The following is a 21763-nucleotide window of genomic DNA, read 5'->3' on the forward strand; positions in this document are numbered from 1 at the left end:
CGGTGCGCCCGTGCAACCCCCCGAAACGGCGCGGACGGCGGGGGCTCAGGGTTCGGCGGGCCAGAACGCCGCCGGATCGGGCCCCGCCGGCAGCGGGCGCAGCCGGGTGCCGTCCAGCGCGATATCGGCCAGCGTGCTGCGGTTGAGGTTGTCGAGGAAGGCGCGTTCCGCCGCCGCCAGCCGCGCGCGCAGCCCGCAGCAGGCGCCGATGGTGCAGTTGCCGCCATCGGGGCTGAAACATTCGACGAGGGGCTGGCCCTCTTCCAGCACGCGCACCACATCGCCGAGCCGGATCTGGTCGGCCGGCCGCGCCAGCACCGCCCCGCCCGCATGGCCGCGCCGCGTGCTGACGATGCCCGCCGTGGCCAGCCGCCCCATGATCTTGATCAGGTGGTTGCGCGACAGGCCGAAGAAATCGGCCAGTTCCGCGGTGGAAAAGGCGCGTTCGGGGTCGGCGGCCATGCGCATCAGCGCACGCAGCCCGTAATCGGTGAAACTCGTCAGACGCATGCAGGTACGGAACCGGGTGAAAATCGCGGGTGGTCCATCCTATATTTGTCCACTAGGTTGCGCCGCAAGCCGACATGACGCCGCAACCCCGGGTTTCGCCATGCCCTTTTCCACCGGCTCCGGTATCCCGGGCCCCCATCTCCCGGTTCCCGGTGCCCCCGGCCATTGCGCGCCGGGCCGTATCTACCTGCTGTCCCTCCACCTGTCTGGCGAAGGCGCGTGCCTTCGCCACGGCGATGCAGATCGCGTTGCCCCGGCCGGGGGCCCCAAGCCCCCGGCCAGCGCCCGCCCCGCCCATGGCGGGCGCTACTCGCCCGCCGGGGCAGGCGCTGGCCTACCTATTATTCCTGGCATTACCGCCCCTGCGGCACCGTCGCGCCGCGGGCGGGGGAAACGCGATGCGTTTCCTGTCCCCGCCCGGGCCGAAGGGCGCCACGCGTGCCCGCCCGCCCTATTCCAGCCCCTCGCGCAGAAGCCCCGCCATGCGGGCCAGTTCCCCGGCGGGGGGCGGGGGCGGGGCGGTGAAGCCGTCGATCCCGTCGCGCAGGTAGGCGGCCGAGGTCAGGTCGTGGCGGTGATGCAGCGGGATCAGATGCGCATGGGCATGGGGCACATGGATGCCGACGAAGGCCATCCCCACCCGGTCCACCCCGCAGACCGCCTTCATCCGCCGGGCAAGCCGCTGCGCCACCGCCATCACCGCGGCGGCGGTATCGGGGTCCATGTCCTCGAACCCCTCGTGATGGGCGCGGGGGATCACCAGCGCATGGCCCGCGCGCACCGGATGCAGGTCGAGAAAGGCCAGCACGCGGTCGTCCTCGTAGAGCTTGTGGGCGGGCAGGCTGCCCTCTGCGATGCGGCAAAAGATGCATCTGTCAGTCATGTCGGCTTCTTCCCGATGCGGCGGGCGATGGTGCGGCGGCGGGGCGGCGGGGTCAAGGCCGGGCGGCGCGGGGGGGCGCGCGGATGACGGTGACGCGGCGCGAAAGGCTGCACCGGGGGCTGCGCGCGCTCGGGCCGGCGGTGGGGCATACGCGGCCCCGGGATGTGGTCTGGATGGTCGTGGGGGCGGGCGTGGGGCTGCTGATCTGCGCCGCGCTCTTGCCGCTCGGGCAGGATCTGGCGCGGGGGCTGATCATGGTCGCGCCGATGGGGGCCACGGCGGTATTGCTGTTCGCGACGCCCAACAGCCCGCTGGCGCAGCCCTGGTCGGCGGTGGTGGGCAATGGCGTGGCGGCGCTGGTGGGGGTCGCGGTGCTGCGATGGGTGCCCGATCCGCGCGCGGCGGCGGCGCTGGCCCCGGCGGGGGCGATCCTCGCCATGCTGCTGATGCGCGCGCTGCACCCGCCCGGGGGCGCGGTGGCGCTGACCGCGGTGCTGAGCCCCGAACTGGGCCAGACGCTCGGCTTCGGTTTCGTGCTGGCGCCGGTGATGGCGGGCACGGCGATGCTGGTGGCGGTGGCGGTGCTGTGGCACCGGCTGTCGGGCCGGGTCTATCCCTTCCGCCAGCCCGACCCACCCGGCCGCCACGGCACCGCCGATCCCGCGCCCGAGGTGCGGCTCGGGCTCGACAGCGGCACGCTCGGCGCGATCCTGGACGAGTTGCGCCAGTCCGCCAACCTGGGCGTCGCCGACCTTGCGCGGCTGATCGGGGCGGCGGAACAGGCGGCGGCGGCGCATGGGCTCAACCGCATGGTCTGCGGCGAATTCATGTCGCGCGATCTGGTGGTGCTGACCCCCGACGCGCCGGTGTCCGAGGCCGCGGTGCTGTTCGCGCGCCACGGGTTCAGCTCGCTGCCGGTGGTGGGGCCGGGCGGGGTGCTGGAGGGGGTGATCTTCCAGCTCGACCTGATCCGCCACGATCTGGACGAGGGGCTGCGCGCGGCCGAGGTGATGACGACCGACCTGCCGCAGGTGAAGGCCGACACGCCGGCGGGCGCGCTGCTGCCGCTGCTGGCCGATGGCGGGGACGAGGCGATCCCGGTGATGGAGGGGCCGCGGATCGTGGGCATCGTCACCCGGACGGATCTTCTGTCGGCGCTGGCCCGGGCCCTGGCGCGGGGGTAGGGCGAAAAATCTTCGTCCGAAAATTTTTCTGGTGGCCACAGCGATTCAGATCGTGTTGCCCCGGCCAGCGCCCGCCCCGCCCATGGCGGGTGGGGCCGAACGCCGGCCGGCCGCAGGACGGGGCTTGCCCCGCCCCCGGGACCGCGACTCGGGTTTCCGGGGCGTTTCCCGCGCCCTGCGAACGTTTCTTTCGTGCCCCGGCCACGCCGCGGAAGGACATGTCGAAATCGCCCGATCCGGCAACAAGATCAAAAGCCTGTTCTGCCGCATTTGGCGCATGATACACTTCACCGCAAGGGCGGCACGGCGAAGGGAGGGCCGGGCATTGCACTACACCAGTTTCCTGTCGGCAGAGCCGATCGACCATCTGCCGCGCGCGCTGGACGAATTGCGCCGCATCGGCTTCGGCCTCTGCGGGGTCGAGATGGCGCCGGAGCGGCAGGGGCCTGCGCGCGTCCGCATCATGTTTCACCCGCAGGGCGTGATCGCGCCCGAAACCTTCCTCGCGCGCGTCGCGCGGATCCCGGGGGTGGATGCGCTGGAGGGCGGGCTGGCCGGGCCCTGATCCGGCCGCGATACGGGAGGAGATGCCGATGGACGACGACGCCCACGATCTGCCGCCGCTGAGGCTCACGGTGCCGGAGCCGGAGGTCCGCCCCGGCGGGCGGCCCGATTTCAGCCATGTCGCCATCCCCCGCGCGGGCGCGGTGCGCCGGCCAGAGGTCGACGCCGACCCGGAATCGATCCGCGACCTGGCCTTCACCATCATCCGGGTGCTGAACCGCGACGGCGAGGCGGTGGGGCCCTGGGCCGAGGGGCTGGACCTGTCGGACGACGACCTGCGCGCGGGCCTGCGGCACATGATGCTGCTGCGGGCCTATGACGCGCGGATGCTGATGGCGCAGCGCCAGCAGAAGACCAGCTTCTACATGCAGCATCTGGGGGAAGAGGCGGTGTCCTGCGCCTTCCGCCGCGCGCTGCGCCCGGGCGACATGAACTTTCCGACCTACCGGCAGGCGGGGCTGCTGATCGCGGGGGGCTATCCGCTCAAGCTGATGATGAACCAGGTCTATTCCAATGCCGAGGATCCGGTGCACGGCCGCCAGCTGCCGGTGTGCTATTCCTCGCGCGACCAGGGGTTCTTCTCGATCTCGGGCAACCTTGCGACGCAGTATATTCAGGCGGTGGGATGGGCGATGGCCTCGGCCATTTCCGGCGACCGGCGGATCGCGGCAGGCTGGATCGGCGACGGGTCCACGGCGGAAAGCGATTTCCACGCGGCGCTGGTGTTCGCCTCGACCTACAAGGCGCCGGTGGTGCTGAACATCGTCAACAACCAGTGGGCGATCTCCACCTTCCAGGGCATCGCCCGGGGCGGATCGGGCACCTTCGCCGCGCGCGGCCACGGCTTCGGCATCCCGGCGCTGCGGGTGGACGGCAACGACTACCTCGCCGTGCTGGCGGCGGCGAAATGGGCGGCGGCGCGGGCGCGGCGGAACCTCGGGCCGACGCTGATCGAATATGTCACCTACCGGGTGGGCGGGCATTCCACCTCGGACGATCCGTCCGCCTACCGCCCGGCAGAGGAAAGCAACGCCTGGCCCCTGGGCGATCCGATCCTGCGGATGAAGAACCACCTGATCGCGCGCGGCCTCTGGTCCGAGGACCGCCACACCCAGGCCGAGGCGGAGGTCATGGCCGAAATCACCACCACCCAGAAAGAGGCGGAGGCGATCGGCACCCTGCACCAGGGCCTGCGCCCGTCCCCGAGCGACATGTTCGAGGATGTCTATGCCGAAATGCCGCCGCATCTGTTGCGGCAGCGCCAGGAGGCGGGGTTCTGACATGGCACGCATGACGATGGTCGAGGCGATCCGCGACGCGCTCGATGTGGCGATGGGGGCGGACGAACGCGTGGTGGTCTTCGGCGAGGACGTGGGCTATTTCGGCGGCGTCTTCCGCTGCACCGCGGGGTTGCAGGCGAAATACGGCAAGGCGCGCTGTTTCGACACGCCGATCAACGAATCCGGCATCGTGGGGGCGGGGATCGGCATGGCCGCCTATGGGTTGCGCCCGGTGGTGGAAATCCAGTTCGCCGACTACATGTACCCCGCCTACGACCAGATCGTGTCAGAGGCCGCGCGGCTGCGCTATCGGTCGGCGGGCGAGTTCACCTGCCCGATCGTGATCCGCATGCCCACCGGCGGCGGCATCTTCGGCGGCCAGACCCATTCCCAGAGCCCCGAGGCGCTGTTCACCCATGTGACCGGGCTCAAGGTCGTGGTGCCCTCGAACCCGGTCGATGCCAAGGGGCTGTTGCTGGCGGCCATCGCCGACCCGGACCCGGTGGTGTTTCTCGAACCCAAGCGGCTTTACAACGGGCCCTTCGACGGCCACCACGACCGGCCGGTGACGGCGTGGAAATCGCATGACCTGGGCGAGGTGGCCGAGGGGCATTATACCGTTCCCCTGGGCCGGGCCGCGGTGCGCCGTGCGGGGCGGGCGGCGACGGTGCTGACCTATGGCACGATGGTCCATGTGGCCCTTGCGGCGGCAGAGGAAACCGGCGTGGACGCCGAGGTGATCGACCTGCGCACGCTGCTGCCGCTGGACCTCGACACCGTGGTGGCCTCGGTGAAAAAGACCGGACGGTGTCTTGTGCTGCACGAGGCGACGCTGACTTCGGGCTATGGCGCGGAACTGGCGGCGCTGGTGCAGGCGGAATGCTTTTACCATCTGGAGGCGCCGATCCGCCGCGTGGCGGGCTGGGACACGCCCTATCCGCATGTCCATGAATGGAGCTATTTCCCCGGCCCCGCCCGTGTGGGCGAGGCCCTGCGCGCATTGACGGAGGTCTGACATGGGCATCCATTCGATCCGCATGCCCGACATCGGCGAAGGCATCGCCGAGGCGGAAATCGCGGAATGGCTGGTCGAGGTCGGCCAGCACCTGCGCGAGGACGAACCCCTCTGCGCGGTGATGACCGACAAGGCGACGGTCGAAATCCCCTCGCCGGTCGCCGGAAAGGTGGTCTGGCGCGCGGGCCAGCCGGGCGATGTGCTGGCCGTGGGGGCCGAACTCGTGCGGCTGGAGGTCGAGGGCGCGGGCAATGTCGCAGCGGCTGCCGAAGCAGCGCCTGCGCCCGCACCCGAGGCGCCGCCCGCGCCGCCACCTGTGCCGCCATCCGAGGCCGCGCCGAAGCCCGCACCGAAACCCGCGCCTGCGCCGACACCGGCGCCCCCTCCGAAACCCGCCGCCCCCGCCCCCCTGCGGGCAGAGGGCGAACGCCCGCTGGCCCCGCCTTCGGTCCGCCAGCGGGCGCGCGAGGCGGGGGTGGACCTGCGGCAGGTGCGCGGGACCGGCCCGATGGGGCGGATCACGCACGAGGACCTGTCGGCCTTCATCGCCTCGGGCGGCATCCCGCCCGCGCCGGGCCCGCAGCCCGACACCACGGTGGAGGATATCCGCATCATCGGCCTGCGCCGGCGGATTTCCGAAAACATGGCCCGCGCCGCCGCCATTCCCCATATCACCATCGTCGAGGAAATCGACGCCACCGCGCTGGAGGATCTGCGCACCCGCATGGGGACGGGGATGCAGGGGGTGAAGCTGACCTTCCTACCCTTCCTCGCCCGCGCGCTGGTCCGGGCGCTGCGCGACCAGCCGATGCTGAACGCCCACCATCTGGCCGACGAGGGGCTGATCCGCCGCTTCGGCGCCGTCCATATCGGCATCGCCGCGCAGACGCCGGGGGGGCTGATGGTCCCCGTCCTGCGCCATGCCGAGGCGCTGTCGCTGCGCGACATGGCGGCAGAGATCGCGCGGCTGGCGCAGGCCGCCCGCGACGGCACCGCCCGGCGCGAGGAACTGTCGGGATCGACCATCACCATCACCTCGCTCGGCCCCCTCGGCGCGATCGCGTCCACGCCGATCCTGAACGCGCCCGAGGTCGCCATCGTCGGCGTCAACCGGCTGGCCACGCGGCCCTTCTGGAACGGAACCGCGTTCGAGCCGCGGCGGATGATGAACCTGTCTTGCAGCTTCGACCACCGGGTGATCGACGGCTGGGACGCGGCGGTGTTCGTGCAGCGGCTGAAAACCCTGCTGGAAACCCCGGCGCTGATCTTCGTGGAGGGCTGAGATGCGCGAGATGTCCTGCAGGCTTCTGGTGATCGGCGCGGGGCCGGGCGGCTATGTCTGCGCGATCCGCGCCGGGCGGCTCGGGGTGGATACGGTGGTGGTGGACCCCGCGCCGCCGGGGGGGACCTGCCTCAACGTGGGCTGCATCCCGTCCAAGGCGCTGATCCAGGCGGCCGATGAATTCCACCGCATCGCGGGGCTGGCTGCCGCGCCCGCGATGGGGGTTTCGGCCGGCGGTGCGGCCATCGACCTTGCGGCGACGGTGGCGTGGAAGGACGCCATCGTGGCGCGGCTGACCGGCGGGGTCGCGGGGCTTCTGCGCCGTGCGGGCGTGCGGCTGGTGGCGGGCGAGGCGGTGTTGCGCGACGGCAAGACCGCGGTGGTAACGACGCCGGAAGGCCCGGTGATGATCCGCGCCGAGGTGCTGGTGATCGCCACCGGGTCCGAACCCGTGGCGCTGCCGTCCTTGCCCTTCGGGGGGCGGGTGATTTCGTCCAGCGATGCGCTGGCGCTGACGGACCTGCCCGAAAGCCTCGCCGTGGTCGGCGGCGGCTATATCGGGCTGGAACTCGGCACCGCCTTTGCCAAGCTGGGGGCCCGCGTCACGGTGATCGAGGCCGCGCCGCGCATCCTGCCGCAATACGACGCCGAACTGACCCGCCCGGTGATGCAGCGGTTGGAGGCATTGGGCGTGCGGGTGCTGACCGGGGCGCGGGCGGGGGGCATGTCGGCGGATGGCGCCCTGCGCGTGGCGCTGGCCGACGGGGCAGAGGACATCCTGGCCGACAGGGTGCTTGTCACCGTGGGCCGCAGGCCGCGGACCGCCGAGGCCGGAATCCGCGAACTCAGGCTCGACATGGACGGCCCGTTCATCCGGGTGGACGACCGCTGCCGCACCTCGATGCGCGGGGTGCTGGCCATCGGGGACGTGACCGGGGAACCGATGCTGGCCCATCGCGCCATGGCGCAGGGCGAGATGGTGGCCGAACTGGTCGCCGGGCACCGGCGCACATGGGACAGGCGCGCGATCCCCGCCGTCTGCTTCACCGACCCCGAAATCGTGTCGGTCGGCCTCGGCCCCGACGAGGCGCGGCTGGCGGGGCATGAGGTGACGGTGGGGATGTTTCCCTTTTCGGCCAATGGCCGCGCGATGACGGCTTTGCGCGAGGACGGGTTCGTCCGCGTCACCGCCCGGGCGGAAACCGGCGAGGTTCTGGGCATCCATGCCGTGGGGGCGGGTGTGTCGGAACTGGCGGCGGGTTTCGCGCTGGCGGTGGAAATGGCCGCGCGCATCGAGGATATCGCCGGCACGATCCACGCCCATCCCACCCGGGGCGAGGCGCTGCACGAAGCGGCGCTGCGCGCGCTCGGCCAGCCGCTGCATATCTGAACGCCGCCGCCCGCCCCATCGGCGGGGGACAGACGCGCCCGGTGCGGCGCGGATGATACCCCGCAAGGATAGGGGGAGGAAAGGATGCAGGACCTGAACGGCAAGACGGCGGTCGTGACCGGCGCGGGCAGCGGTATCGGCCGGGCGATCGCCCATGCGCTGGCCAAGGCGGGGATGAACGTGGTCGTGGCCGATCTCAACGCCGATACCGCCGCCACCGTCGCGGCAGAGGTCGAGGCGCTCGGCACCCAGGCGCTGGCGGTGCAGGCGAACGTCGCCGACCACGGATCCGTCGCCGCCATGGCGGATGCGGCCTATGGCCGGTTCGGGTCCGTCGAGGTGCTGGTGAACAACGCCGGCGTGTCCTGGCGGCCGCTGCGCCCGCTGACGGATGCGACGCTGGCGGACTGGAAGTTCATGTTCGACGTGAACGTCTGGGGCGTCATCAACGGGCTCGACGTGTTCCTGCCGCGGATGAAGGCGCAGCCGGGCGAAAAGCACATCGTCAACACCGCCTCGATGGCGGGCGTCTGGCCGGTGAAGGGCCACACCCCCTACAGCGCCAGCAAATATGCGGTGGTGGGAATCTCGGAAGGCATCGTGAACGACATCGGGGACGAGGGCTTCGGCTGCACCGTCCTGTGCCCGGCGATGGTGCGCACCAATGTGGTCGCCAATTCCGAATCGCAGCGCCCGGCCGGCGAAAAGGGCGAGGGGCGCGTGTTCAAGGAGATGGTGGACGAGCGGATGAAGAAGCTGGTCGACGAATATATCGACGCCGCCGCCGTGGGCGAGATGGTGCGCGACGCGATCCAGCGCAACCAGCTTTACCTGCACACCCACGCCATCGCGCCCGAGGACATCGCCGCGCGCACCGATCTGGTCTATGGGCCGGCGAGCTATGGCCGCGCCTGACCCCGCCACGGCGCGCGCCGCCGTCTACGAAGGCCCCGGGCGGCTGACCGTCCGGGACTTTCCGCTGCCCGAACTCGGCCCCGGCGACATGCTGGTGGCGGTGGAACTGGCGGGCGTGGACGGCAGCGAGGTGCACATGTTCCGCGGCGAGATCGCGGCCATCGACGCCATCGCCCCGGTGGTCTTCGGCGACGAGATCCTGGGCCGGGTGCAGGCCATCGGGGCGCAGGCCGCCGCGCGCCGCGGGCTGAAGCCCGGCGACCGGGTGGTGGTCGAGGCGCGCTGGCCCTGCGCCGACTGCCGCCCCTGCCGCGAGGGGAACTATTACCTGTGCGATCACAGGTGGGAAAAGGGCGGCTACGGCTGGATGCGCGCCGATGCCCCGCCGCATCTGTGGGGCGGCTATGCCACCCATGTCTTCGTGCCCGCGGATGCGCTGGTCTATCCGGTGGATGCCGACCTGCCGGCCGAAACCGCGCTGGTCGCCTGTTCGGTGCTGGCCAATTCCATCTACTGGACCCGCACGGCCGGGATCGGCCTCGGCGATCCGGTGGCGGTGATCGGGCCGGGGCCGCAGGGCATCGGCGCGGCGCTGGTCGCGCAGCTGCGCGGGGCCGATGTGGTGCTGGCGGGCCTGCCGCGCGATGCCGCCCGGCTGGCGCTGGCGCGGGACCTCGGCGTGACGCGCACGGTGGTGCTGGACGGCGGCGACGGCGCGGCGCAACTGCGCGCAGCACTCGGCCAGGACCCGGCGGTGGTGATCGAGACCGCGGGGGCGCAGCCCGCCAAGGACCTTGCGCTGGCCGCGGTGCGCACCGGGGGCAGGGTGGTGAACTGTTCCGTCCCGCCCGGGCCGCTGAGCGTCGATTTCACCGCCGTGCTGCTGAAACAGGTGACGATGCAAAGCCCGCTGGCCCATCCCCATACCGTGCCCGAGGCGCTGCGGCTCGGCCAGGTGCTGCGCGCGCGGGGGCAGGATGTGGGGCGGATGGTCAGCCATGTGTTCGCGCTGGATCAGGCCGAAGAGGCCGTGCGCACCGCCGGTTACGAAACCCCCGAATCGCCCGTCAAGGTGGCGATCCGGCCCTGACGATCAACGGAGGAGAAACGAGGATGATGTTGAAGAAACTGGGCGTCGTCGGCGCGCTTGCGGGGGTCTGCTTCACGGCGGCCTCGGCGATGGCCGAAACCGTGACGATCAAGTATTCCAACTGGATGCCCGCGAACTATTTCGCCTGGACCGACGTGATCCAGCCCTGGTTCGCGGAAATCGAGCAGGTGACCGAGGGCCGCGTCAAGATCGACATCCTGCCCAAGGTCGTGGGCACCGCCGCAAGCCAGTTCGACGTGGTGCGCGACGGGCTGGCCGACATGGCGTGGTTCACCGCCGGCTTCACCCCCGGGCGCTTCCCGGTGTCGGAATTCGCGGACTTGCCGCTGGTCAGCAACTCTGCCAGCATCCACGCGCCGATCTATGACCGCGTGTACCGCAAGCATCTGGCCGATTTCAACGAATACGAAGGCACGCAGGTCCTGACGATCTTCCCGATCTCGCCCTCGCAGATGTTCATCCGCGGCAAGACGGTGAAGACGCTCGAGGATCTCAGGGGGCTCAAGTTCCGCTCGCCCGGCAATACGGTGATCGCGGCGGTGGAGCTTCTGGGCGGCGTGCCGATCACCAAGGCGCCGACCGAAGCCTATGAAATGCTGTCCTCGGGCGCGATCGACGGGCAGATCACGCCCGGCAGTTCGGTCGTCGGCTTCAACCAGGTCGACCTGACCGACAGCGCCTATCTGCTGCCCGGCGGGCTGTCGAACGCGATCTGCATGATCCTGATCAACGATGCGGTCTGGGCCAGGATCTCGGAAGCCGACCGCGCCGCGATCCAGGCCATTTCGCAGGACAAGCTGGCGGCCAAGTTCGGCGCGGCCTGGGAAAACAAGGACAAGGAGGCGCTGGAGGTCCTGTCGGCGAACCCGAAATACACCATCGTCGAGGCCACGGACGAGGATGTCGCGAAACTGCGCGAAATTCTGAAGCCGCTGGAAGAAGCCTGGGTGAAGCGCGCCAAGGAAAAGGGCTTCGCCAACCCCGAGGCGATCCTGGCCGACTATCGCGCGCAACTGGCCGAAGCGCAGCCGAAGTGAGCTGCCCCTGACGGGCGGAAAACCGCGCGGCATCCCCCCGGGGTGCCGCGTTTTTCGTTCCGGGCAGCCGGCGGAAGGCTTGGGGATTGGTCTTCACACCACCGTTGGGCCGGGCGGGATCGGGAAACGCACCGCGTTTCCCCCGCCCGTCGCGCGGCGGTGCCGTGAGAGACGGAAATGCCGGGAATAATGGGTAGGCCAGCGCCCGCCCCGGCGGGCGAGTAGCGCCCGCCATGGGCGGGGCGGGCGCTGGCCGGGGGCTTTGGGCCCCCGGCCGGGGCAACGCGATCTGCATCGCGGTGGCGAAGGCACGCGCCTTCGCCAGACAGAGCGGCAGTGCGGAATACCGATCCCGCGCCGCGCCTACATCTTCACCCCGGGCAGGCGCGCGGCCTGGCGTATCCAGTCGGCCAGTCGGGCCTCATCCACCGCCTCGCCCTCGGGGATATGCAGATAGCGCACCTCGGGTTGTTTCGACGGCTCGGGCGGCGGCGGGTCCAGCAGGGCGCCGCGGAAGAAGGCGACCTTGATATAGCGGGTCATGCAGTGGAAGCTGAGGAACCAGCCGTCATCCTCCGCGCCGTAGAGGGGCGAGTTCCACTTCACCGCCTTGCGCACGCCGGGCAGGGTTTCGGTCACGATGCGGTCGATGTCCTGCCCCACGGCCTGTTTCCAGCCCGGCATGGCGGCGATATAGGCGCGCACCGGCGCCTCGCCGTATCCCTTGGGGATCTGCGGGTTGCCGCCCGACAGCAGCCGCGGTGCGCCTTCGGTCCTGCGTTCGGCCATGGGGCCCTCCATCCATCCAGCATATCACAGCCGCGTACCCTAGGGCAGGTACAGATTCGCCCCGCAGCCGCAGGCATCCTTTCCGCAGAAGAACCCGGCCCCGCCGCGGTTCCGCCGGCCCCGGACAGGGGCAAGGGAGGATGCCATGCCAGACGACATGTTGACCGGGGCCCCCGTGCTCGACCTCGATCCCTATGCGCTCGACACACTGCGCGAACCCTGGGGGTTCCATGCCGCGCTGCGCGATACCGGGCCGGTGGTCTGGATCCCGAAATACGACATGTACGCCGTCGGCCGGCATGACGAATTGCGGCAGGTGATGTCGGACTACCGCCGTTTCACCACCACCGGCGGCATCGGCATGTCCGATATCCGCAAGCCCGGCGCCTGGCGGTCCCCGAGCCCGATCACCGAACTGGACCCGCCCGCCCATACCCCGGTGCGCGCGGCGATGAACCGGATCCTGTCGCCCCTCATCATCCGCCAGTGGCGCGAGGTGTTCACCCAAAAGGCCGAGGCGCTGGCCGACCGCGTGGTGGAGGCAGGCGAGGTCGATGCGGTGAAGGACATCGCCGAAGCCTTCGTCCTCGACGCCTTCCTGACGGTCCTCGGGGTGGATTTCTCGCCCGAGGAATTCCTCGTCATCGGCGACATGAACTTCAACCAGCAGGGGCCCAAGAATGCCCTGTTCGAGGAGTCCATGCGCCAGGCCGAACCGATCATGGCGCGCTATCAGGCGGCGATCCAACGGGAAAACATCCTCCCCGGCGGCTTTGCCGAACAGATCTTGCTGGCCGAGGACCGCGGCGAATTCGCCCCCGGCACCGGGCCGTTGCAGGTGCGGTCCTTCCTGCGCGCGGGCGTGGACACGACGATTTCCGGCATCGGCCACGCGCTCCATTACCTCGCGCGCGACCCCGCGCAATGGGCGGCGCTGCGGGCCGACCCGGGCAAGGCGAAACCGGCGTTCGAAGAGGCGATCCGGCTGGAAAGCCCGGCCGCGAACCTGTTCCGCACCACGGTGGATGCGGGGGCGGAAATCAGCGGCCTGCACCTGAAGGGCGCGACCAAGGTGGCGATGTTCATGGGCGCGGCCAACCGCGACCCCCGCGCCTGGGACGACCCCGACCGTTTCGACATCGACCGCAACCCGGCGGGCAAGCATGTGGCACTCGGCGCGGGCGATCACATCTGCCTTGGCCAGAACATCGCGCGGCTGGAGGCGGAATGCATCCTTTCCGCCCTCGCCCGGCGGATCGACCGTCTGGAACTGACCGGCACGCCGGAAATCCGGCTGGTCAACACCTTGCGGACATTGAAGAACCTGCCCTTGCGGCTGGTGGCATAGGGGGCGGGCATGCCGGTACTGGTGACGGGGGCCGCGGGCCTCATCGGGCGGTTCGTGGTGCGCGAACTGATCCTGCGCGGCGAACGGGTGGTCAGCGTCGACGTGACGCCCCCGGCCACGGTCCGCGACAGCGAGACGTTCGAGCGCGCGGATATCGGCGATGCGCTGACCTGGATGCGGCTCTTGCGCGCGCATGAGCCCAAGGCGGTGATCCATCTGGGCGCGATGATCACCCACAACAGCCACCACAACCCCATCGAGGCGCTGCGCGTCAACGTCATGGGCACGGGCTTTCTGTTCGAGGCCGCGCGGCTGACCCACCAGCCCCGGCTGGTCTATGCCAGTTCTGTCGGCGTCTACGGCCCGCCGGAACTCTACCCCGAGGTGGTGACAGAGGATTCGCCGGTGATGCCCGGCATGATCTACGGTGCCACCAAGGCGATGAACGAGGCGACGGCGGCGCATTACCTGCGCGCCTATGGCATGCGCTCGGTCGGGCTGCGGCCCACCTTCGCCTATGGGCCGGGGCGCTATGTCGGCGCGCTCGGCCAGATCAACCTCGCGATGCGCAACGCGGTGACGGGCCGCCCGGTGCACTGGCATCAGGTCTGGACCGACGATTGCGTGCACAACCCGCTGCATGTGACGGATATCGCCAAGTTCTTCGTGCAGGCCGCCATCGGCCCCGAACTGCCGCGGCAGATCTACAATGTCGGCGGCACGGAAACCCTGTCCGAGGCCGAGATCTACGACATCATCCTGCGCGAGGCCCCCGGCCATGGACCGTTCGAAAAGGCGGCGGTGCCGGTGGAATATCTGGTCGCCTACAAACAGGCCGATTGTTCGCGGTTCCTCGACGATTCCGGGATCGTGCCGGAATTGTCCTTTGCCGATGCGATGCACTGGACCCGCCGCTACTACACCGACCCCGCCTTCCGCACCGAAATCGACGGCAACCGCTAGACCGGCGGCCCCTGAAGGAGACCCCCATGCGCCCCATCAGCCTCGAATTCCTCACCGCCTCCGAAGTGCCCTCTGCCAGAATGATCGAACTGGCGGCCGAACACGGCTGTTCCCATGTCGGCCTGCTGGTGCAGCCGATGCGGCCCTTTCCCTTCTTCGACCTTCTGGGCGACACCAGGGCCCGGCGGGAAACGCGCAACGCGCTGGCGGCCAACGGCATCAAGCTCGACGTGACCGATGCCTTCAACATCCAGCCGGAAACCGACCCCGAAATCTTCCGCCCGGCGATGGAAAGCAGCGCCTATCTGGGCGCCGACTGGATCAACGTGCTGGCCCGCGACCCCGACGAATCGCGGCTGATGGACAGCTTTGGCGACACCTGCCGCATCGCGCGCGAATACGGGCTGAAGGTCTCGACCGAGATCAGCCGCCGCTTCGCCCATGACACGCTGACCAACACGGTGCGGTTCCTCAAGGAACTGGGCGACCCCGAGGCGCGCATCACGCTTGATTCCATGCATTTCTTCCGCCATGTCGGCACGATGGCGGAAATGCGCGCACATCTCGACTGGATCTGCCGGGTGCAGCTGTGCGACGGCGCGGGCGACATTCCGCCCGAACAGCAACTGCACGAGGCCCGCAGCGCCCGCCTGCCGCCCGGCGACGGCATCTTTCCCTTGCAGGATTTCGTGGATGTCCTGCCCCCCGGCATGGTGATCGGGGTGGAAATCCCGAACATCCACATGACGCTGGAAGACCGGCTGACGCGATCGCTCGCCCAGACCCGGGCGATGATCGAAAAGGCCGACCGCAAGGCCGGCCGCAACTGACAGAGGATCCCGCAATGACCGACAGCCTGCACAGCGAAGTCGCCGCCGCCGCCACCGCCCGCACCGACGCCACCCGGCGCGGCGACATCGCGGCGCTGGCCGATCTGCTGCACGACGACCTGCATTATATCCACTCCTCCGCCCGGGTGGACGGCAAGCAGAGCCATATCGACAGCATCGGCAGCGGCCATATCACCTACCACAGCTTCACGCCCACCGAACTGCGCTTCATCACGCTGAACGAGGGCGCGGTGATCCGCACCGGGGTGATGGAGATCGCGGTGACGGTGGGGGGCGTGGACAAGGTGCTCGACAACCGGTTCATCGAAACCTGGGTCCGTTCGGGCCCCGGCTGGCGGATGACCTCGTGGCAGTCGACGCCGCGCCCCAAGGGCTGATGTCCCAAGCCGCGGGGACCGACGCCAGCCCCGCGCGCGTTCATGCTGGCGCAAACCCCGCCGCGGGCCGCCCGCGCCGGAACAGCCGGGAGGATCCCCAGATGGCCGATACCATCAATCAGCGCAAGACCATCGACCCCAACACCACCATTCCGCCCTCCACCTTCGCCCATCTGGTGGTCAAGACGAAGAACCTCGATTCGACCCTCGACTGGTTCGAGAAGGTGATCGGCACCAAGGTGGTGTTCCGCAACAACGTGATCTGCTTCACCACCTATGACGAGGAACACCATCGCATCGCCTTCATCCAGCTGCCGCCCGAGGCGCCGCTGGACCACGGCACCGGGACGATCGACCATGTGGCCTACAGCTACAACGATCTGGGCGAGTTGCTGTCGAACTACTACCGGCTGAAGACCTTGGGGATCGAGCCGGTGCGCACGATCAACCACGGGCCGACGATCTCTTTCTACTACCGCGACCCGAACGGGGTGAAGCTGGAACTGCAGGTGGACAATTTCGCCACCAAGGAAGAGGCGAACGTGTTCTTCAACAGCCCTGCCTTCGCCGAAAACCCCATCGGCGTGATCGTCGACCCCGACAAGCTGCGCGCCGACTGGGAAGCCGGCGTGGCCTGGGAACGCATCCGCGAACGCCCGCCGATCCCGGAAGGCATGACCATCGCCGACATGCGCAAGGAACGCGCCTGACGCGGGCGGGGTTGCTCCCTTCCCAGGGAAGGGCCGCCCGCGCCGGAACGAGGGACGGCAAGGCCCCGGGGATCAACCCCGGGGCCTTGTCCTGCGACGCGGCGGCACGGGCGCGCATGAGGCCCGGCGTTTGACCCGGTGGCGGGGGCAGGAGCCTCCGGCGGGGATATTTGGGTCGCGGTGAAAGGCGAAGGGCGCGCTGTGTGGATCGCGCGCCCGGGCTTCATCTTGCCCCAAACACTCCCGCGCGGCGCGCCGCCGACAGCGGGCAGGGGCACAGCCGCCCGGCAGGGCAGCCGCCGCCTCGCACGGGGCCGGGGGCCGTAGGCCGGGACTTGCCTCAGCCCTCGTCCTCGACCCGGTTTTCCAGTTGTCCCACGCCGGGGATCTCGACCTGCACCACGTCGCCCGCCTTCAGCCACAGGGGCGGGGTGCGCGCCGCGCCGACGCCGGCGGGGGTGCCGGTGGCGATCACGTCGCCGGGTTCGAACGACAGGATGGTCGAGAAATAGGCGATCAGGTCGGGGATGGTATGGATCAGCTGTTCCAGCCCCGCCTGCTGCACCACCGCGCCGTTCAGCGTCGTCGTCAGGTGCAGCCGCGCGGGGTCCGGCACCTCGTCGGCCGTGACCATCACCGGGCCGAAGGCGCCGGAGGATTCGAAGTTCTTGCCCGTGGGCAGGCTGCGTTTCTGGTAGTCGCGGACCGAGCCGTCCATGAAACAGGCATAGCCCGCCACATGGTCCATCGCGCGGTCCACCGGGATATGGCGGCCGCCCTTGCCGATGATCACGGCCAGTTCGCCTTCGAAATCGTAATGCGTCGAGACCTTGGGGCGCAGCACCGGCCGGCCATGGGCCACCACGGTCGCGGCGTCGCGGAAGAACAGCACCGGCGCCTCGCGCGTCACCTCGCGCCCGGTTTCCGCGGCATGGGCGGCGTAGTTCAGCCCCATCCCCCAGATCCGCCGCGGGTCGGGCACCGGGGGCAGCAGCGTAACATCGGCCAGTTGCGCATCGGGGGCCGCGCCCTGCGACAGGGCGGCCAGCCGGGGCAGCGCGTCCGCCGCCAGCGCCGCGCGCAGGCTGTCGACCCCCGGCACCAGCCCGCCGAGCGTGACCAGCCCGGCCTCGGTCAGCAGGCCGAAGGTGGGTTTGCCGTCCTTCACATAGCTCGCGATCTTCATGCCTTCTCCTCTTGCCGCATCGCCCGCAGGCCCTTTGCCCAATGATAGAGTTCCGGCAACATCTTGTCTGCCGATGCGTCGATCAGCGGGTTCGACGCGAAAACCCCATCCGCCCCGATCCTTTCCGCCACGAAGGGGATCGGCACGCCGTCGATCAGCGGCATCATCCGCAGCGTGGTGACGATCTGCTTGGACAGTTGCACCGCCCGCAAGCCCCCGGAAATGCCGCCATAGCTGACGAAGCCGCAGGGTTTGCCTGCCCATTCGGCGCTGAGATACGACAGCGCATTGACGAAGGCCGAATTGGGCGCGGCATTGTATTCCGGCAGCACGAAGGCGAAGGCATCCGCCCCGGCGACTGAGGCCGCCCACCGCCGGGTGTGGTCGTGCACGTATTTCCCCAGCTTGGGATGGTGGGGTTCGTCGAAGACGGGCAGGGCGAAATCGGCCAGATCCACCAGCCGCACGGCGAAGCGCGACTGCGCGCGGGCATGATCGGCGAACCAGCGCCCCACCGCCGGCCCCACGCGCCCGGGGCGGGTGGAACAGACGATGACGTCGAGTACCAGCGGGGTATCGCTCACGATGCGGGCTCCAGATCGACCCAGAGCGATTCCGGCACGCGGAAGGCGAAGCTGGCCTTGTATTTCACCGGCCTGTCCGGCACCCGCGCCATGCGGGGGAAGCGGCGGGTCAGTTCCTCGATCATGATGCGCATTTCCAGCCGGGCAAGGGGGGCGCCGAGGCAATGGTGGATGCCGTTGCCGAAGGTCAGGTGTTTGCGCGCATTCGCCCGGTGCGGGTCGAAACGGTCGGGGTCGGGGAACACCGCCGCGTCCCGGTTGGCCGAGGTGAAGGAAATCAGCAGGTTCGAATCCTTCGGGATCTTCACGCCCGCGATTTCCACATCCTCTTTCGCGCGCCGCCGCCAGTTGACGACCGCGCCGTACATGCGCAGCCCCTCTTCCACCGCATTCGGGATCAGGGCGGGGTCCGCGCACAGCATCCGCCACAGGGCGGGGTCTTCCAGCAGCGCGTTCAGCGTGTTGGTGGTCTGGCTCGTCGTCGTCTCGTGCCCCGCGAACATCAGCCCGAAGGCGAGCGAGTTGACCTCGTTCACCGTCAGCACCGCATCGTCGCCGCCGCGCAGGTCCAGCAGGCGGCTGACGAAATCGGTGCCGGGATTTTCCATCCGGTCGGCCACCAGCCCGGTGCAATAGCGCCAGAACTTCACCAGATTTTCCGCCGATTCCACCTGCAACTGCGGCGTGGGGCGCGAATAGCCCAGAAGGAAGCGGTTGGTGGACCAGTCCTTGACCTTGCGGGCATCCGATTCCGAAATGTCCAGCAGCTTGAAGATCGTGCGCGCGGGCAATTCGTAGGTCAGTTCCTGCAACAGGTCGATGCGGTTGCCGCTGAAATCGCCGATCGCGGCCACCACCAGTTCGCGGATGTGGTCCTCCAGCGACAACAGCGCCTTGAGGCTCATCGCCTGCTGCGCCGAGGCGCGGATGCGGGTGTGGCGCGGCGGGTCGCAGTTCACCTGCACGGCTTCCAGCTGGTAATTCCCGGCCTGAAGGATCGCCACCGCTTGATCGCACAGGGGTACGATGGGCGTGTTGGCGTTGGCGGCGGAAAAGCGGTCGGGGTCGCGCAGGATGGCGAACACGTCGTCATAGCGGGTGACGACCCAATAGCCGAGGTCGGTGGCGTAGAATACCGGCTCTTCGGCCCGGGCGCGGGCCAGATGGGCGTGCATCGCGTAATGGTCGAAGGGGGCATAGCCTTCGCCGATGGCGCTGGCTGGGCAGGCGGCGGCGGGGGCGGCGAAGGTCTTTTCAAGGTCGGTCTGGATCGGGTCGCGCATGTCGCCTCCGGTTGCCGGGCCCGCCGGGCGGGGGTGCGGAATGACAAGGCGGGCGGCGCCTTCCCCGCCGGCGGGAGCAGCCGGCACATCGCGGAAAGGGGGGCGCCGCCCGAGGTTCGGCCCGGGCCGCCGGCGGGCGGCCCGGGCCGGAAATGCTACTGGCCCTTGGCGATTTCGGCGCGCAGTTCGGCCAACTGCCCGGCGGGATCCTTCACGCCCGCCTCGGTCGCGCGCTTGATCCAGCCTTCCTCGACCGGCTTCCACAGTTCGGACAGCTGTTCCAGCATCGCCCCGTCGCCCTCGATGATCTCGTAGCCGGCGTTGCGGAAGATTTCCATCGCCTCCTCATCCGCCTTCATGTAGGCCACGCCGATGTCCCGGGCGAGCTTTTCGCCCGACAGCGCCTCGATCGCCGCCTGATCCTCGGGCGAGATCTTGGCCCAGACATCGTTGTTGATGAACATCATGTTGACGGAGTTCGACATGCCGCCCGGGATGATGGTCACGTATTTCAGCAGGTCGAGCTGACCGAAGCCGGGGATGGTGTTGGGGATGGTGATCTGCCCGTCGATCGCGCCCGAGGCCAGCATCTCGAACGCCTCGGTGGAGTTCTTGAGGATCGGCACGCCGCCCGCCAGTTCCAGCGCCATGACGACGTTGGGGTTGGGGGTGCGCATCTTGAGGCCCTTGAAATCCTCGACCGTGCGGATCGCGCGGGTCTTGGTATGCGGTTGCAGGGGCGAGATCATCCAGATGGACAGGACCTTGATTTCCTTGAACTCTCCCGAAGGTTCGATCCATTTCTTGAAGTGCCGCCAATAGGCCGGGCCCATCACCGCGGCATCGGTGCCCAGAAGCGGCAGTTCGCCGATTTCCGAATTGGGGAAACGCCCGGGCGTGTAGGAGGCGACGGTGAAGCTCATGTCCGCCAGCGCGTCGCGCACCACGTCGTACTGGCTCGACGCATTGCCGACGACCTTGGGCAGGACCTCGATCTTGACCCGGCCCTCGGTCGCCTTCTCGATCTCGGCGAAATAGGGCACATAGACATCCGTCCACAGGAAGTGCGAGGGCGGAAGCCAGCTGGAATACTTGATGGTGACGTTCTCGGCCCAGGCGGCGCCCGCGCCGAAACTCAGCGCCGTGGCCAGGCCGAGGCCCAGTATCTTCTTGACGAACATAGCGTATCTCCCGTTGGACAGCGGTCGTTGCCGCGTTCTTGGATGCGTATCCGCATCGTGGATCAAGGGTACAGCAGGGGGTCGGGGCGCGTGTCACCCTTTTGGGTTACGCGCCCCGGCCGGGTCCGTCAGAGCCCGTAGCTGTCCAGATCGACCTTGGACAGCACCTCGTCCCACATCAGGGCCTCGAGCTGTTCGGCCGATTCCACATTCGCCACCAGACCCATCCAGCGGTCGAAGATCTTCTGCATCGTTTCCGCCTTCTGCCCGGCGTTCTTGATGCCGAACTTGGCCTCGTAGGAGGCGCCGATGCCCTGGATGTCGGCGCGGGTGAAGTCCTGCGTCATGGTCAGCAGGTCGGGCGAGATCTCGACCACCTCGATGCCCTTGGCCTTGGCGCGGTCGAGGTATTCGTTGTGCAGCATGCGATAGCGCCAGGACTGGCTGCCCGACATCGCCGCCGAGGCGCGCATGATGATTTCCCGTTCCGCCTTGCTGAGATCCTTCCAGACCTCGCTGTTGACGGTGGATTGCGCGGTGCCGCCGAAGCCGCCGCCGGGCACCTCGACCACGATGTATTTCACCGCGTCCATCAGGCTGAGGTCCACAAGGTCCACCGCCGGCGACAGCGTGCAGTCGACCAGCCCCTGGGTCAGGCCCTCGAAGGTCTCGTTGGCGGGTACGGAAACCGTGCGCGCCCCCACCGCCTGCGCCCACCGCGCCCAGTGCGATCCCGGTGCGCGCAGGTTCAGGCCCTTGAGATCCTCGGCCGTGACCACCTTCTTGTTGGCGCAGAGCATGACATACTGGCTGGCCTGGCTGCCGGTATAGACGGCGTTCTGCGCCTTGAGTTCATCCAGGCATTCGGGGCAGTTCAGCATCACGTATTCCGACAGCGCGCCGGTCCAGGCCAGCGCGGCGCGGTTGTCGGTGTCGGACAGGTTCCACATCATGGTCATGTCCGCGACCATGTTGGAGTTCGGGAATTCCGCCGGCGAATAGGGGAACAGCAGGAAGCCGATATCGGCGATCCCGTCGCGCAGGCCGCCGAGCATCTCGGTGAAGCTCAGCAGCGAGCGGGGGAAGATCTGGACGTTCAGATCGCCGTTCGACAGTTCCTTGGCCTTGTCGGCGAAGACATGGTGGCTCTGGTCCCCGATGGATCCGGGCGGAAAGCCGTGGGCAAAGCGCAGGTCGCGCGCCTCGGCCGCGGTGGTGAGGGCAAGCGCCGCAAGGCCCGAAAGGGCCGCGTTGCGGATGGTGGCGATGGGCATGGTCCGTCCTCCCTAGGTTATTATGCAGGGAAGGCTAGGGGCGGGC

Annotated in this window: 22 protein-coding genes; 14 read left to right on the forward strand and 8 right to left on the reverse strand. The window is 69.0% G+C overall.

The genetic code is table 11. From position 1 onward, the window contains the following. Positions 1 to 45: 45 nt before the first annotated feature. On the reverse strand, positions 46 to 510 hold the full coding sequence (locus tag RGD00_RS02610) for an RrF2 family transcriptional regulator (protein ID WP_310455652.1): 465 nt from the start codon (positions 508 to 510) through the stop codon (positions 46 to 48). 451 nt (positions 511 to 961) lie between these two features. Continuing rightward, positions 962 to 1393: an HIT family protein gene (locus RGD00_RS02615; protein ID WP_310455653.1), complete on the reverse strand. Its 432-nt coding sequence runs from the start codon at positions 1391 to 1393 to the stop codon at positions 962 to 964. Positions 1394 to 1476: 83 nt separating this feature from the next. On the opposite strand from RGD00_RS02615, the gene RGD00_RS02620 reads away from it, so the two are divergent. The 9 genes from RGD00_RS02620 to RGD00_RS02660 all read left to right on the forward strand — a co-directional run bounded on the left by RGD00_RS02620 (position 1477) and on the right by RGD00_RS02660 (position 11171). Next, positions 1477 to 2577, forward strand: a complete 1101-nt coding sequence (locus RGD00_RS02620) for an HPP family protein (RefSeq protein ID WP_310455654.1) — start codon at positions 1477 to 1479, stop codon at positions 2575 to 2577. Between the two features lie 325 nt (positions 2578 to 2902). Next, on the forward strand, positions 2903 to 3142 hold the full coding sequence (locus RGD00_RS02625; RefSeq protein WP_310455655.1) for a hypothetical protein: 240 nt from the start codon (positions 2903 to 2905) through the stop codon (positions 3140 to 3142). A 28-nt stretch (positions 3143 to 3170) separates the two neighbouring features. Further along, positions 3171 to 4421, forward strand: a complete 1251-nt coding sequence (locus tag RGD00_RS02630) for a 3-methyl-2-oxobutanoate dehydrogenase (2-methylpropanoyl-transferring) subunit alpha (protein WP_310455657.1) — start codon at positions 3171 to 3173, stop codon at positions 4419 to 4421. Between the two features lies 1 nt (position 4422). Continuing rightward, on the forward strand, positions 4423 to 5436 hold the full coding sequence (locus RGD00_RS02635; RefSeq protein WP_310455659.1) for an alpha-ketoacid dehydrogenase subunit beta: 1014 nt from the start codon (positions 4423 to 4425) through the stop codon (positions 5434 to 5436). 1 nt (position 5437) lies between these two features. Continuing rightward, entirely contained in the window at positions 5438 to 6718 is a 1281-nt protein-coding gene (locus RGD00_RS02640; RefSeq protein WP_310455661.1) for a dihydrolipoamide acetyltransferase family protein, read from the forward strand. Position 6719: 1 nt separating this feature from the next. Then, the gene (lpdA, locus tag RGD00_RS02645) at positions 6720 to 8108 is read left to right on the forward strand and encodes a dihydrolipoyl dehydrogenase (protein WP_310455662.1); all 1389 of its coding nucleotides are present in this window, start codon (positions 6720 to 6722) and stop codon (positions 8106 to 8108) included. An 84-nt stretch (positions 8109 to 8192) separates the two neighbouring features. Further along, on the forward strand, positions 8193 to 9023 hold the full coding sequence (locus RGD00_RS02650) for an SDR family NAD(P)-dependent oxidoreductase (RefSeq protein ID WP_310455664.1): 831 nt from the start codon (positions 8193 to 8195) through the stop codon (positions 9021 to 9023). Beyond that, entirely contained in the window at positions 9010 to 10113 is a 1104-nt protein-coding gene (locus RGD00_RS02655; protein ID WP_310455665.1) for a zinc-dependent alcohol dehydrogenase, read from the forward strand. The genes RGD00_RS02650 and RGD00_RS02655 overlap by 14 nt, the downstream gene beginning before the upstream one ends. 23 nt (positions 10114 to 10136) lie before the next feature. Further along, the gene (locus tag RGD00_RS02660) at positions 10137 to 11171 is read left to right on the forward strand and encodes a TRAP transporter substrate-binding protein (RefSeq protein ID WP_310455667.1); all 1035 of its coding nucleotides are present in this window, start codon (positions 10137 to 10139) and stop codon (positions 11169 to 11171) included. A 363-nt stretch (positions 11172 to 11534) separates the two neighbouring features. On the opposite strand, the gene RGD00_RS02665 is transcribed toward RGD00_RS02660, so the two are convergent. Beyond that, entirely contained in the window at positions 11535 to 11960 is a 426-nt protein-coding gene (locus tag RGD00_RS02665) for a DUF1801 domain-containing protein (RefSeq protein ID WP_310455668.1), read from the reverse strand. A gap of 145 nt (positions 11961 to 12105) precedes the next feature. Here RGD00_RS02665 and RGD00_RS02670 point away from each other — a divergent pair, with 145 nt between their 5' ends. The 5 genes from RGD00_RS02670 (at position 12106) to RGD00_RS02690 (ending at position 16209) form a co-directional block, all read left to right on the forward strand. Then, complete coding sequence (locus tag RGD00_RS02670) at positions 12106 to 13308, forward strand: cytochrome P450 (protein ID WP_310455669.1); 1203 nt, start codon at positions 12106 to 12108, stop codon at positions 13306 to 13308. A gap of 9 nt (positions 13309 to 13317) precedes the next feature. Next, positions 13318 to 14271: an NAD-dependent epimerase/dehydratase family protein gene (locus RGD00_RS02675; protein WP_310455670.1), complete on the forward strand. Its 954-nt coding sequence runs from the start codon at positions 13318 to 13320 to the stop codon at positions 14269 to 14271. A 26-nt stretch (positions 14272 to 14297) separates the two neighbouring features. After that, the gene (locus RGD00_RS02680; RefSeq protein WP_310455672.1) at positions 14298 to 15101 is read left to right on the forward strand and encodes a sugar phosphate isomerase/epimerase family protein; all 804 of its coding nucleotides are present in this window, start codon (positions 14298 to 14300) and stop codon (positions 15099 to 15101) included. Between the two features lie 14 nt (positions 15102 to 15115). Next, positions 15116 to 15499, forward strand: a complete 384-nt coding sequence (locus RGD00_RS02685) for a nuclear transport factor 2 family protein (protein WP_310455673.1) — start codon at positions 15116 to 15118, stop codon at positions 15497 to 15499. A gap of 101 nt (positions 15500 to 15600) precedes the next feature. Continuing rightward, the gene (locus RGD00_RS02690) at positions 15601 to 16209 is read left to right on the forward strand and encodes a VOC family protein (protein WP_310455674.1); all 609 of its coding nucleotides are present in this window, start codon (positions 15601 to 15603) and stop codon (positions 16207 to 16209) included. Between the two features lie 340 nt (positions 16210 to 16549). Here RGD00_RS02690 and RGD00_RS02695 read toward each other — a convergent pair whose 3' ends face one another. The 5 genes from RGD00_RS02695 to RGD00_RS02715 form a co-directional block, all read right to left on the reverse strand. Continuing rightward, complete coding sequence (locus RGD00_RS02695; protein WP_310455676.1) at positions 16550 to 17395, reverse strand: fumarylacetoacetate hydrolase family protein; 846 nt, start codon at positions 17393 to 17395, stop codon at positions 16550 to 16552. Then, positions 17392 to 17979: an NADPH-dependent FMN reductase gene (locus tag RGD00_RS02700; protein ID WP_310455677.1), complete on the reverse strand. Its 588-nt coding sequence runs from the start codon at positions 17977 to 17979 to the stop codon at positions 17392 to 17394. The genes RGD00_RS02695 and RGD00_RS02700 overlap by 4 nt, the downstream gene beginning before the upstream one ends. Next, complete coding sequence (locus RGD00_RS02705) at positions 17976 to 19262, reverse strand: cytochrome P450 (RefSeq protein WP_310455679.1); 1287 nt, start codon at positions 19260 to 19262, stop codon at positions 17976 to 17978. The genes RGD00_RS02700 and RGD00_RS02705 overlap by 4 nt, the downstream gene beginning before the upstream one ends. A 155-nt stretch (positions 19263 to 19417) precedes the next feature. Beyond that, positions 19418 to 20443, reverse strand: a complete 1026-nt coding sequence (locus RGD00_RS02710; RefSeq protein WP_310455680.1) for a TRAP transporter substrate-binding protein — start codon at positions 20441 to 20443, stop codon at positions 19418 to 19420. 128 nt (positions 20444 to 20571) lie between these two features. After that, the gene (locus tag RGD00_RS02715) at positions 20572 to 21717 is read right to left on the reverse strand and encodes a C4-dicarboxylate TRAP transporter substrate-binding protein (RefSeq protein WP_310455681.1); all 1146 of its coding nucleotides are present in this window, start codon (positions 21715 to 21717) and stop codon (positions 20572 to 20574) included. Between the last annotated feature and the right edge of the window lie 46 nt (positions 21718 to 21763).

The organism is Ruixingdingia sedimenti (assembly GCF_031432425.1).
In the GTDB taxonomy this organism is placed as follows: Bacteria; Pseudomonadota; Alphaproteobacteria; order Rhodobacterales; family Rhodobacteraceae; genus Ruixingdingia; species Ruixingdingia sedimenti.